Annotated in this window: 17 protein-coding genes; 14 read left to right on the top strand and 3 right to left on the bottom strand. The window is 66.5% G+C overall.

The genetic code is table 11. The features are described from left to right. Window positions 1-200: 200 nt before the first annotated feature. Window positions 201-701 carry a 30S ribosome-binding factor RbfA gene (gene rbfA, locus DFO47_RS18765; RefSeq protein WP_133832601.1) on the top strand — a complete coding sequence of 167 codons (501 nt, stop codon included), beginning with the start codon at window positions 201-203 and terminating at the stop codon, window positions 699-701. A gap of 116 nt (window positions 702-817) precedes the next feature. Here the strand turns inward: rbfA and DFO47_RS18760 are convergent, their stop codons facing one another. Beyond that, window positions 818-1,945 (bottom strand): ScyD/ScyE family protein, encoded by a 1,128-nt coding sequence (locus DFO47_RS18760; RefSeq protein WP_133832600.1) that lies wholly within the window; start codon window positions 1,943-1,945, stop codon window positions 818-820. 173 nt (window positions 1,946-2,118) lie between these two features. Here DFO47_RS18760 and DFO47_RS18755 point away from each other — a divergent pair, with 173 nt between their 5' ends. Together DFO47_RS18755 and trxA are read left to right on the top strand one after the other, a co-directional pair. Continuing rightward, window positions 2,119-2,601 (top strand): nucleoside deaminase, encoded by a 483-nt coding sequence (locus tag DFO47_RS18755; RefSeq protein WP_018763480.1) that lies wholly within the window; start codon window positions 2,119-2,121, stop codon window positions 2,599-2,601. Between the two features lie 2 nt (window positions 2,602-2,603). Further along, a complete protein-coding gene (gene trxA / locus DFO47_RS18750) occupies window positions 2,604-3,041 on the top strand; it encodes a thioredoxin (protein ID WP_133832599.1) in 438 nt (145 codons plus the stop codon). Between the two features lie 28 nt (window positions 3,042-3,069). On the opposite strand, the gene DFO47_RS18745 is transcribed toward trxA, so the two are convergent. Beyond that, window positions 3,070-4,227: an aminotransferase class I/II-fold pyridoxal phosphate-dependent enzyme gene (locus DFO47_RS18745; protein WP_208294433.1), complete on the bottom strand. Its 1,158-nt coding sequence runs from the start codon at window positions 4,225-4,227 to the stop codon at window positions 3,070-3,072. Between the two features lie 78 nt (window positions 4,228-4,305). Here DFO47_RS18745 and truB point away from each other — a divergent pair, with 78 nt between their 5' ends. The 10 genes from truB (at window position 4,306) to DFO47_RS18695 (ending at window position 14,448) form a co-directional block, all read left to right on the top strand. After that, on the top strand, window positions 4,306-5,241 hold the full coding sequence (truB, locus tag DFO47_RS18740) for a tRNA pseudouridine(55) synthase TruB (RefSeq protein ID WP_133832597.1): 936 nt from the start codon (window positions 4,306-4,308) through the stop codon (window positions 5,239-5,241). Window positions 5,242-5,243: 2 nt separating this feature from the next. Next, window positions 5,244-5,597 carry a hypothetical protein gene (locus DFO47_RS18735; protein ID WP_133832596.1) on the top strand — a complete coding sequence of 118 codons (354 nt, stop codon included), beginning with the start codon at window positions 5,244-5,246 and terminating at the stop codon, window positions 5,595-5,597. A gap of 19 nt (window positions 5,598-5,616) precedes the next feature. Beyond that, window positions 5,617-6,066 carry a hypothetical protein gene (locus DFO47_RS18730; RefSeq protein ID WP_018763485.1) on the top strand — a complete coding sequence of 150 codons (450 nt, stop codon included), beginning with the start codon at window positions 5,617-5,619 and terminating at the stop codon, window positions 6,064-6,066. Window positions 6,067-6,144: 78 nt separating this feature from the next. Further along, window positions 6,145-7,128, top strand: coding sequence for a bifunctional riboflavin kinase/FAD synthetase (locus DFO47_RS18725; RefSeq protein WP_018763486.1), 984 nt, complete (start codon window positions 6,145-6,147; stop codon window positions 7,126-7,128). A gap of 36 nt (window positions 7,129-7,164) precedes the next feature. Next, entirely contained in the window at window positions 7,165-8,019 is an 855-nt protein-coding gene (kynA, locus tag DFO47_RS18720; RefSeq protein WP_018763487.1) for a tryptophan 2,3-dioxygenase, read from the top strand. Continuing rightward, entirely contained in the window at window positions 8,016-9,275 is a 1,260-nt protein-coding gene (locus tag DFO47_RS18715; protein WP_018763488.1) for an aminotransferase class V-fold PLP-dependent enzyme, read from the top strand. The genes kynA and DFO47_RS18715 overlap by 4 nt, the downstream gene beginning before the upstream one ends. 212 nt (window positions 9,276-9,487) lie before the next feature. Next, on the top strand, window positions 9,488-9,757 hold the full coding sequence (rpsO, locus tag DFO47_RS18710; RefSeq protein WP_018763489.1) for a 30S ribosomal protein S15: 270 nt from the start codon (window positions 9,488-9,490) through the stop codon (window positions 9,755-9,757). A gap of 244 nt (window positions 9,758-10,001) precedes the next feature. Beyond that, the gene (locus tag DFO47_RS18705; RefSeq protein ID WP_026265073.1) at window positions 10,002-12,260 is read left to right on the top strand and encodes a polyribonucleotide nucleotidyltransferase; all 2,259 of its coding nucleotides are present in this window, start codon (window positions 10,002-10,004) and stop codon (window positions 12,258-12,260) included. 109 nt (window positions 12,261-12,369) lie between these two features. Next, window positions 12,370-13,713: a pitrilysin family protein gene (locus tag DFO47_RS18700; protein ID WP_133832595.1), complete on the top strand. Its 1,344-nt coding sequence runs from the start codon at window positions 12,370-12,372 to the stop codon at window positions 13,711-13,713. 216 nt (window positions 13,714-13,929) lie between these two features. Continuing rightward, window positions 13,930-14,448: a DUF1579 family protein gene (locus DFO47_RS18695; protein ID WP_133832594.1), complete on the top strand. Its 519-nt coding sequence runs from the start codon at window positions 13,930-13,932 to the stop codon at window positions 14,446-14,448. Here DFO47_RS18695 and DFO47_RS18690 read toward each other — a convergent pair. Beyond that, the gene (locus DFO47_RS18690) at window positions 14,445-14,726 is read right to left on the bottom strand and encodes a hypothetical protein (protein ID WP_133832593.1); all 282 of its coding nucleotides are present in this window, start codon (window positions 14,724-14,726) and stop codon (window positions 14,445-14,447) included. The genes DFO47_RS18695 and DFO47_RS18690 overlap by 4 nt on opposite strands. Before the next feature lie 141 nt (window positions 14,727-14,867). Between DFO47_RS18690 and DFO47_RS18685 the strand changes: the two genes are divergently transcribed. Beyond that, a complete protein-coding gene (locus tag DFO47_RS18685; RefSeq protein ID WP_133832592.1) occupies window positions 14,868-15,989 on the top strand; it encodes a LuxR family transcriptional regulator in 1,122 nt (373 codons plus the stop codon). The last annotated feature ends 28 nt before the right edge of the window (window positions 15,990-16,017 follow it).

Raw genomic sequence — 16,017 nt, 5'->3', positions numbered from 1 at the left:
CCCTTCGCTGGGCGGCTTGGGATCTTCGATCCCGCGCCGCCCAGCTTCGGCAGGCCCGATGCCACTCCCGGGCCGCCGGAAAAAATCCAACGGGTGCGTCATCGGCCCGCTTGGGTGCGTGGCATCCAGACCCTGGGCGCGTTGGCTGTCGTTTGCGCCGCCGTCGTACGTCCCAAATTTTTCTTCTTTAGGAGTTGTTCATGGCTGATCCGGCACGTGCTGCCAAATTGGCGCAGCGGATTAAGGTTGTTGTTGCTGAGGCTCTGGGCCGGAAGGCCAAGGATCCCCGGCTTGAGGGCATTACTGTTACCGACGCCCGGGTGACCAATGATCTGCAGCACGCCACTGTTTACTACACGGTCTTCGGTGACGAGGCTGTCCAGGCCGACGCCGCCAAGGGGCTTGAAAAGGCCAAGGGTGTGCTGCGGCAGGAAGTCGGCCGGAACATCACCGTCCGGTTGACCCCCACCCTGGAGTTCGTGGCAGACCAGATCCCGGTCAACGCTTCGAACCTCGAGGAACTCCTGCGGGAAGCCCGCAAGCGTGACGCCGAAGTGGCCGCGCTGGCCGCCAATGCGCAGCACGCCGGTGACGCCGACCCCTACAAGTCCGACGACGTCGACATCGACGAAGACGACTTCGACGAAGAGGAAACCGACCTCAGCAGCGACGGCGACGTCGACGAGGACAGCAACAAGTAAGACACCGGCCTCAGCAGCGACGGCGACGTCGACGAGGACAGCAACATGCAGGACGCCAGCAGGGCCCGGGAGCTGATCCCGGGCCCTGCTGCTTTTAACCCATCAGTGCTGCATCCCTAGTGCAGGTCAGCTTTGATGACCTTCCCGGACGGCGGCTGCGAGGGATCCCCGAGCGCGTCAGCCGTGGCGTAGAGCGTGTTGCCGCTGATGTCGACGTCCGCGGGCATGTTTACAGCCAGGAACTGGGAACGGCTGCCCTCACACGTGAACTTCAGGATCTCGCCGCCGAACAGGGACGCCACATACACATCACCATTGCCGGCGACCGCCAGGCCCGTGGGGCTGAGAATGTGGTCCGCCCAGAGGTCGGTGTCACCGTTCCACGGGTTGATCTTGAAAATCGCACCGCGGGCACCAAGCTCCGGTCCTTCCGGTCCGCCCGGCAGGGATGTCACATATAGCATCCCGTCCGGGCCGATCACCACATCGGTAGGCACGGGCTCGAAGGCGTACTTGTGCCCTACCACGCAGTCCGGAACCGTCATGGTGTTCCCCTCCATGTCCACAGGGATCTTCAAACCCGCCGGAATGGTGGCCGGCCGTGGCGGCAGGACGGCGATTGTATCGATGTCGCCGTTCTTCAGGTTCACCTTGAGCACGGCGTTCATCCCTGCGTCGGCCACATAGGCGGTGTCATCCTTGACCGCCAGGGCATAAGGGTGGGAGTCAACCGTGCCTTTGTACTTTGCCGGCGGGAACGCGGGCCAACCGGCCAGGCACTGATCGCTGACGTCACGGCCAAACCCGTAGCGCTGGTCTCCGTCCGGGTTGTGGCGCCGTTCGTAGTCGGCAAAATTGGCGATGGTGTCCACATCGCCCTTGGCGTCGATCGACTTGAGGTATCCGTGCAGTGCGGCGGGGTCTCCCTGGCCGGCGCCCACACTTTCAAGGTAATACGTGGTGCTGCCGTGGGTGTCGGAGCCGGCCACCTCCCAGCCCTGGGGCGTCTCGGTCGCCAGGTCCTTCGTGGCGCCGTCCCTGCTGATGCGGGTGAGTTTTCCGGCAAAGTCCTGGGACACCAGGACCGATTTTCCGGTCCCTGCAGCGACATGCAGGGGAGAGACGAGTTCATCTGCAAGGACATCGTAGTCGTGTGTGCGGGTGGATGCAGAGGCGGGGCCAGCGGACGCCATGGCGGCGGCGGTGGCCGCGATACAGGCTAAGAGTGCGAGTCTTTTTTTCATTGGGATCTCCGGGTGCGGGGCCCTTGACGGGCTGGATAGGAAGCCTCCGAGGAGGCGAAATGTTCCCCCGCGCGCAAGCGTAGGCTCCTACCAGCGGGTAGTCGTTGGGGGAATCCCCCCTGCGTTGCCCCCTTTCTATCCCCCAACAGCGCCCGCGTGGCTAGGATCGTGCTATGACCTCGGACGAGCACGGCATCCCCTCCACGTACCTCGAGCAGGCAGTGGACCTGGCAACGCGGAACGTCGGCCTGGGCGGGGGACCGTTCGCTGCCGTGGTGGTGACCCCCGACGGGAAAGCCCACGCCGGTGTCAACCGCGTCACCCGGGACAACGATCCCACCGCCCACGCGGAGGTCGTGGCCATCAGGGCAGCGGCGGCGGCAACGGCAAACTTCGACCTCACCGGATCCGTGCTCTACGCAAGCTGCGAGCCGTGCCCCATGTGCCTGGCCTCGGCCCTGTGGGCCAGGATCGGCCATGTCTACTTTGCCGCAGACCGGCACGGGGCGGCGGCTGCGGGCTTCGATGACGCCCTCTTCTACGACTACTTCAACGGCACCCGGCCGGACCTGATGCCGGTCACCCGTGGTGACATCCCGACGTCGGACCTCCCCTTCCAGGCGTGGGGCGCCTTCGCCGGCAGGAAGGACTACTAGCCATGGAAACCGCACTCATCGCCTGCCCTGCCTGCGGAAAGACCAACCGGGTGCCGGTCCGGGCAGTCGGTCATCCGCGCTGCGGCAACTGCAAGGCTGACCTTCCGTGGATTGTGTCTGCCGGCGACCCGGACTTTGCCGCGGTCGCCGAGCAATCGGCAGTGCCGGTGCTGGTGGACTTCTGGGCCGCATGGTGCGGGCCCTGCCGGATGGTCAGCCCCGTCCTGGACAAGCTGGCGCGGGAGCGGCCGGGAAAGATCAAGCTTGTCAAGGTGGACGTGGACAGGTCTCCCGGTTTGTCGCGGCGGTTCGATGTCCAAGCCATTCCGACACTGATGGTGATCGTGGACGGCAAGGTGGTGGCCCGCCAAGCCGGCGCCGCACCGGCGGACGTCTTGCGTTCCTGGCTGGACCGGGCTCTCGCCGGCGCGCAAACCTGACGCCGGCCGCCAGGTCTTGCGGGCGCCGCTACCGGGACGCGGCAGGAAGCCGCGACACGCCCTCAAGGAGTTCCTGCTTCCGGCCGCACAACGCGATCCGCACCCAACCCTCGCCAATGGAGCCGAATGCGGTCCCCGGCGCCAGCGCCACACCGGCGTCCGCCAGGAAGCGCCGCACCCAGGCCCGCACATCGCCGCCGGTCGCGTGGGACAGATCGGCCCACAGGTAGAACGCACCCTGCGCCGGGAGGAAACGGATCCCCTTGGCAGCCAGTACCGCTGAGGCGGCATCCCGGTTCTCCCGGTAATGCCGATGTGCGTGCCGGACGTAGTCCTGCGGCCCGGTCAGGGCGGCGAGCGCCGCATACTGCGGGGCGGACGCCACACACGACACGATCGACTCCATGACGTTGTCCATTTTCTGCTTGAGGCCCGGCGGGCAGATGAGCGCGCCAATCCGCAGTCCGGTGAGGCCGTACGTTTTCGACAGCGTCAGGGAGGCGAACACGCGGGCCCCCTCCGGGGAGCCGGCGTCGAACCGTGCCGGGCTCACGTGCGGCACATCGTAGGTGAACGCCTCGTAGCACTCGTCGGAGATGACCCAGAGATCGTGCCGGCGGGCCAGGTCCATCAGGTCCCGGACCAGGTCCTCGCCCAGCACGGCCCCCAGCGGGTTTGACGGTGAGTTGAGCACCAGCACCCGGGTGCGGCCGGTAATGAGGGCCTCGACGTCGGCCACCCGGGGTTGGAAGTTGTGGTCCGGGTGCAGCGGGTACTGCACGGGCACGGCATTGAGCAGCCGGCTGGTCATGGCAAAGGTGGGATAGCCCGGGTTGGGGATCAGGATCTCGTCGCCCGGGGAAAGCAGCAGGCTCATGGCCAAGTGCAGGCCCTGCTGCGCGCCGGACACCACGTATACCTGGTCGGCCCCGACATCGACGCCCTGGTCCTGGCGGAACCTGGCCGCGAACGCCTCCCGCAGGGCCGGGATCCCCGCGTTCGGCGTGTAGTTGGTTTCATCGCGGTCCAGGCAGGCAATGCCGGCGTCCAGGACGTGGCGGGGGAGCGGGAAGCCGGGCTCGCCGATGCTCAGCACCAGCGCGTCCGGGGTGCGCCAGGCGGCCTCGGTGATCTCGCGGATCTGGTTGACGGGCACGTCGCGGACGTGGGCGGCAAGCTCGGGCATGCCAGCCATCCTAGCCGTCCATGTCCGCCCTCCGCATGGCGTGCGGGCGCCCCAACCTGCGCCGATATACTGGGAGGCGTGCTTTCTGGACTGGTGATAGTGGACAAGCCGCAGGGATGGACCAGCCATGACGTGGTTGGCCGGATGCGGCGCCTCGCAGGTACCCGGAAAGTGGGGCACGCGGGAACCCTCGACCCCATGGCCACCGGCGTCCTGGTTCTCGGTATCAACAAGGCCACCCGGCTGCTGACCTATATCGTGGGCACCTCCAAGACCTACACGGCCACCATCCGGCTGGGCCAGTCCACCGTGACGGACGACGCCGAAGGGGAGGTCACCGCCACGGCCGGCACGTCCGGGGTGGGCGAGCAGGCAATTTACGACGGCGTCGCAGCCCTCACCGGCAGGATCGAGCAGGTGCCCAGCAGCGTCAGCGCCATCAAGGTCAACGGCGAACGCGCCTATGCACGGGTGCGCTCCGGCGAGGACGTCAAGCTGGCCGCCCGCCCCGTCACCATCCACCGGTTCGAGGTCCATGCCGTCAGGCGGGATCCGGACGCGGACGTCATCGACCTCGATGTCACGGTTGAATGCTCCTCCGGCACCTACATCCGTGCCCTCGCCCGGGACCTCGGCAACGCCCTCGGCACCGGCGGGCACCTCACCGCCCTCCGGAGGACCCAAGTGGGCCCCTACTCGCTGGACCAGGCGCGGACCCTCGAAGAGCTCGCCGAAGAACTCACCATCCTGGAAATGTCGCACGCCGCCCGGGCCCTGATGCCCAACCGTGAGCTGACCGCGGAGGAAACCACGGAAATCTCCTTCGGCCGGCGGATCGCTGCCGGGGCCGCCCCCGGCACCGCGGGCACCGCCACGGCGGAACACCCGGCCGCAGCCTTCGCCCCGGACGGCACCTTGGTGGCCCTCCTCGCCGATGCGGGCAGCTACGCCAAACCGGTGCTGGTCTTTGCCCCCGGCACCGGCCCGGCCGCGACCGCCGCCGCGGAGGCATAGGCGTGGATGCATACTTCTGGATCATCCTGGTGGTCGGCCTAGTGTCCACGGTGCTCTGCCTCGGTGCCGGAATCCTGAAGAAAGCGCCCAACGACGTCACCATCCTCTCCGTCGCCGCGGTTGAACTGGCTCTCGTGGTCTACCTGGTGGGTTCCATCGTGCGGGTCATCGCCGGCGAACACATCGCAGGCGAAGCCTGGGAATTCTGGGGCTACATGGCCACCGCCATGCTCCTGCCCCCGGCAGCGGCGTACTGGTCCATCCTGGAACGGACGCGGTGGAGCAACTTTGTCCTGGCCGCCGTCGGCGTCACCGCACTGGTGATGGCCGCGCGGATGAACCAGATCTGGTACTGAAGTGGAAGAAGCAAAACAAATGAAAGACCAGCAGGCCCGCCCGGCCGAGGACGCACCCGCCCGCAACACCCGCAATACCGGGCCCGGCAGGCTGCTGATCGCGGTCTATGGGGTGTTCGCGATCTCCGCCACGGCCCGCGCCGGGTACCAGATCCTCACCAAATTCTCCGAGGCCCCGCTGGCCTACCTGCTCTCGGCCTTCGCCGCCCTGGTCTACGTAGTGGCCACCGTCTCCTTGGCCAAAGCAGGCAGCACCTGGTTCAAGGTCTCCGTAGCGGCCGTCCTGGTGGAACTGGCGGGTGTCCTGGTGGTGGGGACCCTGAGCGTCCTGGACTCCGTGCAGTTCCCGCACGAGACCGTCTGGTCGCTGTTCGGCCGCGGCTACGGCTTCATCCCGCTGCTGCTGCCCATCCTCGGGCTGGCGTGGCTGTACCGCCGCCGCCCGTCCCAGGCCAAGGCCGCGCAGTGAATCCGGGTAACCTTGAAGAGTTCCGCGGCCGGCCTGGCTCCGGGACACAGATTTTGCAGGCAGCTTAAGGCGAGGGTGATGGTCTACATCTGGAACGATCCGTCCGATGTCCCGGCGGACTTCGGCCCATCCGTTGTCACGTTCGGCAATTTCGATGGCGTTCACCGCGGCCACCAGCAGGTGCTCTCCCAGTTGATCCGCTCGGCCCGCCTCGCGCACGCCAAGGCCGTGGCCGTCACCTTCGACCCCCACCCTGCGCTGATCCACCGCCCCGAGGCCGCGCCGGAACTGATCATGGGCCTGGAGGACAAGCTGGAGGCCCTGGGCGAGCTCGGCCTGGACGCCGTCCTCGTGGTCAAGTACTCCCTGGACCTCGCCAGCCTGACGGCCGAGGAATTCGTGGAGCAGTACCTGGTGGACTGCCTGCACGCGAGCCACGTTGTCATCGGCCACGATGCCCGCTTCGGCCGCGGCAACTCCGGTGACCTGGACACCATGAAGGCGCTGGGCAAAAAGTTCGGCTTCGATGTCCAGGTGATCAGCGAATTCGGCTCAGAGGGCTACCCGCTGCACGGCGACGAAGCCACCGACCGGCGCTGCTCGTCCACCTGGGTGCGCGAGGCGCTGCAGGAGGGCGACGTCGCCACCGCTGCCGCGGTGCTGGGCAGGGCCCACCGGATGCGCGGCGAAGTGGTCCACGGTGCCGCCCGCGGCAGGGCGCTCGGTTTCCCCACCGCAAACCTCGCCTCCAATGCCTCGGGACTGATCCCGGCCGACGGCATCTACGCAGGCTGGCTGGTGGACCAGGCCGGAACGCGCTGGCCGGCGGCGATTTCGGTGGGCTCCAATCCCACGTTCGACGGCGTCAGCCGGCAAGTCGAGGCACACGTCATCGACCGGCCCAAGGAAGCCGTGGAGGACTTCGATCTGTACGGCCAGACAGTGATCGTGGAATTCGTCGAACGGTTGCGGGGCATGGTGGCCTATCGTGGCCCTGAGGCCCTGGTGGAACAGATGCGGCTGGATGTGGCGCAGGCCCATCAACTCCTCGCCGCCCGCTGACAGCACTGCCGGGGCCCTAACAACGAAAGGCAGTGCGTGTCCGTCGAAAAGAACACCCGCAAGCTCGATGAAGGGATTGTCCGCGACTTCAGCTCGCGGATGAGCTACGCCTCCTACCTGCAGTTGCCCACGCTGCTTAGTGCCCAAAAGCCGGTCAGCGAGCCGGAACACCACGACGAGATGCTGTTCATCATCCAGCACCAGACCACCGAGTTGTGGCTGAAGCTGGTCCTGCACGAGCTGCGCAGCGCCGCCGCCTGGCTGCGGGCCGACGACCTCGGTTCGGCGCTGAAGGGCATTGCCCGGGTCAAGCACATCCAGAAGACCCTCACCGAACAATGGTCCGTACTGGCCACCCTGACCCCCACCGAGTATTCGCAGTTCCGCGGCTTCCTGGGGAATTCCTCGGGCTTCCAGTCCGCCCAATACCGGGCGGTCGAATTCGTGCTGGGAAACAAAAACCGCAAGATGCTGCCGGTCTTCGAATCCGATCCCGAGGCCCACGCCATGCTGGCGGAACTGCTTGCGGCCCCCAGCATCTACGACGAGTTCCTCGCCTATCTGTCCCGGCACGGATTCGACGTGCCCGCTTCCGTCCTGGACCGGGACGTGACGCGCGCCCATGAGTTCACCCCGGACCTGGTCCCACTCTTCAAGCACATCTACGAAAACGCGGCAGAGAACTGGGCCGCTTACGAGGCGTGCGAGGAACTGGTGGACCTGGAGGACAACTTCCAGCTCTGGCGGTTCAGGCACCTGCGAACCGTTCAGCGGACCATCGGCATGAAGACAGGCACGGGTGGTTCCAGCGGGGTCACCTTCCTGCAGAAGGCGCTGGAGCTGACATTTTTTCCGGAACTATTTGCCGTCAGGACGGAGATCGGACAATGAGCATCCACCAGGACGGCCCCACCGGCGTGACCACTGAGGCGCTCCACCGCCGGGCGGCGGAGCTGGACCGCCAAGACCCGCTGGCAACGTACCGGGACCATTTCATCGGAACGGACACCCCGCTGTCCTACCTTGACGGCAACTCCCTGGGCCGGCCCCTGAAACGGACCGCCGACGACGTCGCCGCCTTCGTCCGGAACGAATGGGGCGGCCGGCTCATCCGCGGCTGGGACGAACAGTGGCTCGCCATGCCGCAGGCCATCGGAGACCAGCTGGGCCGCGCCGTCCTGGGCGCGGCCCCGGGACAAACGATCATTGCCGATTCCACCACCGTGGTGCTCTACAAGCTGCTCCGCGCCGCGCTGGCCGCCGTGCCGGACCCGGACCGCAACGAGCTTGTGCTCGATACCGGGAACTTTCCCACGGACCGCTACCTGGTGGAGGGCATTGCCCTGGAAGAGGGGCTGACCCTCCGGTGGATCGACCCCGATCCGGCAGCCGGGGTGACCCTTGACCAGGTGCGCCAGGCCACCGGGCCGCGGACCGCCGTCGTGCTCCTCAGCCAGATCGCCTACCGTTCAGGGCACCTGGCTGACCTGCCCGGAATCACCGCGGCAGTGCACGACGCCGGCGCCTTGGTGGTGTGGGATCTTTGCCACTCCGCGGGGTCGGTAGAGATCGGCCTGGACGGCGCGGACGTGGACTTCGCCGCCGGCTGCACCTACAAGTACCTCAACGGCGGCCCGGGCTCACCCGCCTTCGCGTACGTCAACGCCCGCCACCTGCCGGCGCTCAACCAGCCCATCTGGGGTTGGATGGGCCGCAAGGACGCTTTTGAGATGGCCGCCGGCTATGAACCGGCGGCAGGCATCCGCGGCTTCCTCAGCGGCACCCCCGCCATCTTCGGCATGATCGCCATGCAAGGCACCCTGGACCTCATCGAGGAAGCCTCGATGGCTGCCATCCGGACGAAGTCAGTGGCACTGACCGCCTTCGCCATCGATGTCTTCGACGCCTGGCTCGCCCCGCTGGGTGCCGAACTGGCTTCGCCCAGGGACGCGGGGGAGCGGGGCGGCCACATCACCGTGGACCACCCGGACTTCAGCAAAGCCACCGTGGAAGCGCTCTGGGACGGCGACGTCATCCCGGACTTCCGCTCACCGCACGGGATCCGGGTGGGGTTGTCGCCGCTGAGCACCAGCTTCGCCGAGGTCCTCGACGGCATGGCCGCCATCCGGGACCGGCTGCAGGGCTGACGCCCGGCGCCGGAGCGGGCCGCGTGTCCGCCCGGACTGTTTCGACAAGGTTAGGCCCGGCCCGGTAAACTGGACGATGGATCCGGCTGCAGTCCGTGGCGGCTGGGTCCTGTCGTTGCGGCTTTCCCGGGTTTCCGGGACAGGACGTGCATGGCAGACCCGGCAGTGAACTTCTGACCTGGGCCCTCACGGCACATTCCCAAGGAGTTATTGTGGCACTTGACGCCGCTGTAAAGCAGTCCATCATCAAGGAATACGCAACCGCCGAAGGCGACACCGGTTCACCCGAGGTCCAGGTTGCCGTCCTGACCCAGCGGATCAAGGATCTGACTGAGCACATGAAGGAGCACAAGCACGACTACCACACCCAGCGCGGTCTGCTGGCCATGGTTGGTCGTCGCAAGCGTATGCTGAGCTACCTCAAGAAGACTGACATCGCCCGCTACCGTACGCTCATCGAGCGTCTCGGCCTGCGCCGCTAGTCTGGCTTTGGGGCGGCCCTTTCCCTCCGGAACGGGCCGCCTTCTTCAAATGAAAAACTAAACAGGAGGATCAACCGCATCACGCATTCGCGGTCCTCGGTAGTGATCCCCGGGAACGGCTTCGTTGACTGAAGCCGGCGGCCCGTGGGTCTCGATCGATGACCGGGTGCAAGGGCCAGTAGACAGATGCTGGGCTGGGTTGATGCGGCTGGACTTCCGTGAAACAGAAACGGAGGTGACTCTCTTGGAGGGTCCCGAAATCCAGTTCTCAGAGGCTGTCATTGACAATGGCCGCTTCGGCAAGCGTGTAATCCGCTTTGAAACCGGCCGCCTCGCCAAGCAGGCCGCCGGCGCAGCCATGGTGTACATCGACGACGACACCGCCCTGCTGTCCGCCACCACCGCAGGCAAGCACCCGCGTGAAGGCTTCGACTTCTTCCCGCTGACGGTCGACGTCGAAGAGCGCATGTACGCTGCCGGCCGCATCCCGGGCTCGTTCTTCCGCCGCGAAGGCCGCCCGTCCACCGAAGCCATCCTGGCCTGCCGCCTGATGGACCGCCCGCTGCGCCCGGCCTTCATCAAGGGCCTGCGCAACGAGGTCCAGATCGTCGTCACCGTCCTGGCCATTAACCCGGACGAGCTCTACGACGTTGTGGCCATCAACGCCTCGTCCATGTCCACCCAGCTCTCCGGCCTGCCGTTCTCCGGCCCGATCGGCGGCGTCCGCGTTGCCCTCGTCGCCGACGAGCACGGTTCGCAGTGGGTTGCGTTCCCCAAGCACTCCCAGCTGGAGAACTCGGTCTTCAACATGGTGGTTGCCGGCCGCGTTGCCGGCGACGACGTCGCCATCATGATGGTTGAAGCCGAAGCCACCGACAACTCCTGGAACCTCATCAAGGAACAGGGCGCCACCGCCCCCACCGAAGAGGTCGTGGCCGAAGGCCTCGAGGCCGCCAAGCCGTTCATCAAGGCTCTCTGCGACGCCCAGGCCGATCTCGCCGCGCGCGCCGCAAAGCCCACGGTCGAGTTCCCGGTCTTCCTGGACTACGAGGACGACGCTTACGCCGCCGTCGAATCCGCTGCCGCCGACAAGCTGGCAGCTGTCTTCCAGATCGCCGACAAGCAGGAACGCGACAACGCCTCCGACGCGCTCAAGGACGAAGTCCTGGCCGGCCTGGCCGGTCAGTTCGAAGGCCGCGAAAAGGAGCTGTCCGCTGCTTTCCGCTCGGTCACCAAGCACGTTGTGCGCCAGCGCATCCTCAAGGACCAGATCCGCATTGACGGCCGCGGCCTGACGGACATCCGCCAGCTGACTGCCGAGGTCGAGGTCCTGCCCCGCGTCCACGGTTCGGCCATCTTCGAGCGCGGCGAGACCCAGATCATGGGTGTCACCACGCTGAACATGCTCAAGATGGAACAGCAGATCGACTCGCTGTCGCCGGTAACGCGCAAGCGCTACATGCACAACTACAACTTCCCGCCGTACTCCACCGGTGAAACCGGCCGTGTGGGCTCGCCCAAGCGTCGCGAAATCGGCCACGGCGCCCTGGCCGAACGCGCCCTGGTGCCCGTCCTGCCGTCGCGCGAGGAGTTCCCCTACGCCATCCGCCAGGTATCCGAGGCCCTCGGTTCCAACGGCTCGACGTCGATGGGTTCCGTCTGCGCATCCACCCTGTCCCTGCTGAACGCCGGTGTGCCCCTGAAGGCCGCCGTCGCCGGTATCGCCATGGGCCTGGTGTCCGACCAGGTTGACGGCCAGACCCGCTACGCGGCACTGACCGACATCCTCGGCGCCGAAGACGCCTTTGGCGACATGGACTTCAAGGTTGCCGGTACGGCCGAGTTCGTCACCGCCATCCAGCTGGACACCAAGCTCGACGGTATCCCCGCCTCGGTGCTGGCTGCAGCGCTGAAGCAGGCCCGCGAAGCCCGCCTGCACATCCTCGAGGTCATCAACTCGGCCATCGACACCCCGGACGAGCTCTCCGAGTTCGCACCGCGCGTCATCGCCGTCAAGATCCCCGTGGACAAGATCGGCGAGGTCATCGGCCCCAAGGGCAAGATGATCAACCAGATCCAGGAAGACACCGGCGCCGACATCTCCATCGAGGACGACGGCACGGTCTACATTGGCGCCACCAACGGTCCGTCTGCAGACGCAGCACGCTCCGCCATCAACGCCATCGCCAACCCGCAGGTCCCGGAAATCGGCGAACGCTACCTGGGTACGGTCGTCAAGACCACCACCTTCGGTGCCTTCGTGTCGCTGACCCCGGGCAAGGACGGCCTCCTGCACATCTCCGAACTCCGCAAGCTGGCCAACGGCAAGCGCGTGGACAACGTCGAGGACGTCGTCTCCGTGGGCCAGAAGGTCCAGGTTGAGATCACCAAGATCGATGACCGCGGCAAGCTCTCGCTCGCCCCGGTGGTCGCCGAGGAAGAGGCTCCGGCCGACACCGAGCGCGTCCACGCCACGGAGCCGGCTGAAGGCGCTGACGTCTAACAGCCCTCGCTTGGCACCAGCATGAATCGGCGGGACCGGTGGATGATCCACCGGTCCCGCCGCTGTTACGATGGCAGCCAGATCCGGCTGCCCGTCCTGAAAGGCTTCAATGACTGTTGTACCCCTGCCGCTTGAGCAGAACCACGCCGGCGACACCCTGGTCCATGGCTCCGACGGCGGGTCCGAAGTCCGCCGTTCCGTGCTGCCCGGGGGAGTGCGGGTACTGACGGAAGCGATGCCGGGCCAACGGTCGGCCACGATCGGCTTTTGGGTGGGCGTCGGATCCCGTGACGAGGCGCCCGGCCAGCACGGTTCCACGCACTTCCTTGAGCACCTCCTGTTCAAAGGCACCCGCCGGCGCACCGCCCTGGAGATCGCCTCGGCGTTTGACGAGGTGGGCGGAGAATCGAATGCCGCCACCGCGAAGGAAAGCACGTGCTACTTCGCCCGTGTCCTGGATTCGGACCTGCCCATGGCCATCGATGTCATTGCGGACATGATCACCGGCGCCGTCCTGGACCCGGATGAGATGGAGCAGGAACGTGACGTCATCCTTGAGGAAATCGCCATGGACAGCGACGACCCCACCGACGTTGCGCACGAACACTTTGTGGCCGCCGTCCTGGGCAGCCACCCCCTGGGACGGCCGATCGGCGGGACCCCCGCAGCGATCAAAGCCGTGGCCCGCGACTCCGTGTGGGACCACTACCGCAAGTACTACAAGCCGCAGGAACTGGTCATCACCGCCGCGGGCGGCCTGGACCACGACGTTGTCTGCGGACTCGTGGTGGACGCCCTCGAATCCGCAGGATGGTCGCTTGAGCCGGATGCGGCCCCGGTCAGCCGGCGCCCCACCGAACGCGCCCAGATCACCGGAACGGCGGGACTGCACGTGGTCAAGCGCGCAGTGGAACAGGCCAACATCATCATGGGGTGCCCCACCATCGTTGCCACGGATGAGCGCCGCTACGTCATGAGCGTCCTGAACGCCGTCCTGGGCGGCGGCATGTCCTCCCGGCTTTTCCAGGAAATCCGCGAGAAGCGCGGTTTGGTGTACTCCACCTACTCCTTCGCCTCGTCCTACGCCGACGCCGGCTACTTCGGGATGTACGCCGGCTGCACTCCGTCAAAGGTCCGCCAGGTGCTGGACCTGCTGGGCGTGGAGTTGGACAAGCTCGCGGAGCACGGTATTTCAGGCGATGAATTGCGCAAGGCCGTGGGACAACTCGGCGGCGGGATCGTCCTGGCGCTGGAAGACACCGGGTCCCGGATGTCCCGGCTGGGCCGCGCCGAACTGGTCTCCGGCGAATACCAGGACATCGACGAAACCCTGCGCCAGATCAAATCCGTCACCGCGGAGCAGGTCCAGGAACTCGCCGCCGAACTCGCCGCCGCGCCGCGCACTGTCACCGTGGTGGGCCCGTTCGACGAAGACGAGACGTTCGGGTTGTAGCCGCCGCGCCGCGGACCGTCACCGTTGAGGGCCTTTCGACGAGCGCACCGTCACCTTGGTGGGCCCGTTCGACGAGCGCACCGTCACCGTGGCTGGCCCGTTCGACGAGACCGAAACCTTCGGCCTGTGGCACCCTGCGCCGCGGAGACGCTGGCGGCCCGGCTCTGCAGAGTACATCCTGAGTAGGAGTGATCTTCGGCAGGGGAGGGCGGAACGGTGAACGGGCCAGGAGCGAAGCACGGACATCCGGATTTAACGAACCTGCTGGGTCACTGGGAGGGCTACACACACGTTGCTGCCGGCCCTTGGGGGCCGGAACACCGCGTGAGCGCCCAAGTGTCCTACACGCAGGTTGCCGGGGGTCTCGGCGTGGTGCAGAGCTACCGGCACGTCGAACCGGACGGCAGCCACTTCGAGGGCCACGGCATCTTCACGATCGATCCGGTCCACAACGACGTGCTGTGGTATTACGTTGACAGCACCGGCGTGCCGCCCGGCAACGCCGCCCGCTGCACCTCGCGCGACGGTGTCATCCGTGTTGAACGCCGCAATGCCGGAGGCTGGACGCGCCACTCGATCGAGGTGGCGAACGGTGTCCTGACACACGTCACCGAATTGCGTTCGCACGGGCGTAACGACGGCGACGATGCCCCGGAGGCGGGTGTGGACGGCAAGGCTTCGTCCTACTCACCATTCATGCGCTCGGAATTTCACCGCGCCGGAGGCGGGGGCTAGAACGCCGCCTCGAGGATGCGCGATTTTGGCGCGCCGGCGAGCGCAGGGGCGTCCGCCGGCGAACGCCATACCTGTGTTTGGAGGTTCGAGAGCAACTGCTCTGCCTGGGCCAGGTCCGCGAAGTCGAGTTCCACAACAACATATTGCGGTTCGCCCACGGGCCGGCCTATCCGGTGCGCGAGAACCCCTGACGCGGACCGGCCAACCGGATCCCGGTCGAATGCCGCCTTCCATGTGCTGAAATCTGTGATTCTGTGTTCGATCTGCAGGGTGAACATTCCAGTCTCCTTACTCGTCCCGCCAGGTTGGAGGACGCTCCACGCTGCTAAAGCTAGATGGTCCGGGCTGCGGCGGGTATCCCAGAATTCTGGGTGGCAGCGCCGCCGGGTCGCGCAGGATTGCCGGAGCATACTTGGAACATGACCAAGGGCTGGGCTGCAGACCGGAGCCAGGAGCGCATCCGACTCCTGGCAGGCTCGGACCTGGATCACCAAGCCCTCCGGACAGCGATTCTGGCAGAAGTGGCCACCATGGTGCCTTTCGATGCATTCGTTTGGCCGTTGTGTGATCCCGTCACGACGGTGGGGATGGCGCCGAGGGCCAGGACTCCCTGCCCCCAGGAATTGCCCACACTTATCCGCCTCAAGTACCTCTCCCGGGCGGGCCGCTGGACCGAGCTGATGCGTTGGCCGGAGCCGGCGGAATCCCTCCTGAAGGCAACGCAGGGAGAGCCCTCCCGCAGCCCGGTGTGGAGTGGCGTGTTGCAACGCTATGGCGTCCGCGATGTCCTGTCCGCCGTGTTTGCCGACAAGTATGGGTGTTGGGCCTGGCTCGATTTGTGGCGGACCGGCGATTCGGTCCCCTTCACGGACGAAGAATCTGCCTACCTGGGCGAGCTGGCAGCGGTAGTGACCGCCGGCCTGCGGAGGTCCGTAGCCAGGCAATTTTGGATTCGACCGGATCCGGAACCTGGCCCGGACCAGGCATCCGGGACAGGATCCGGGCAGCCCGGATTGCCGGAGCAGGCTGTCCTCACCCTGGACGACGATCTGGCGATAGCTGGCCGAACGGCGTCCGTGCACGACTGGCTCAAGCTGCTTCAGCCTGGTCCGGTCCCTCACCATCAGGTGCCGGCTGAGGTGTTGAACGTTGCGGCCCAGCTGGCGGCACGGGAAGCGCTGGTGGACACCCACCCCGCGGAATGCAGGGTCTACGTCGGGGCGGGCCGCTGGGCCTCCCTGCGGGCCAACCGCATGGAGTCGGAGGTGTCCGGACCCACTCCACCGGTGGCCGTGACGATTCAGGCCAGCACGCCTGCCGCGAGGCTTGACATGTTTGCCCGGGCGTTTGGCCTGTCACCCCGGCAGGGGGAACTGCTCTGGCTCACTGCGGCAGGGGCCGATACGGCAGCCATGGCGGACGCCCAGGGCGTGACGCCGTACACGATCCAGGACCAATTCAAGCAACTCTTCCAGACATGCGGAGTCCACAGCCGGGTGTCCCTGCTGGCCATGGCCCTGGGCACGGGAGCCAGGGCCTAGCGGTGGGCTGTTGGCTTCCGGAGCCACC

Source organism: Arthrobacter sp. AG258 (assembly GCF_004364695.1).
GTDB lineage: Bacteria > Actinomycetota > Actinomycetes > Actinomycetales > Micrococcaceae > Arthrobacter.
The sequence above is the reverse complement of the archived record's forward strand: the minus strand, read 5'-3'. Positions and strand labels throughout refer to the sequence as shown.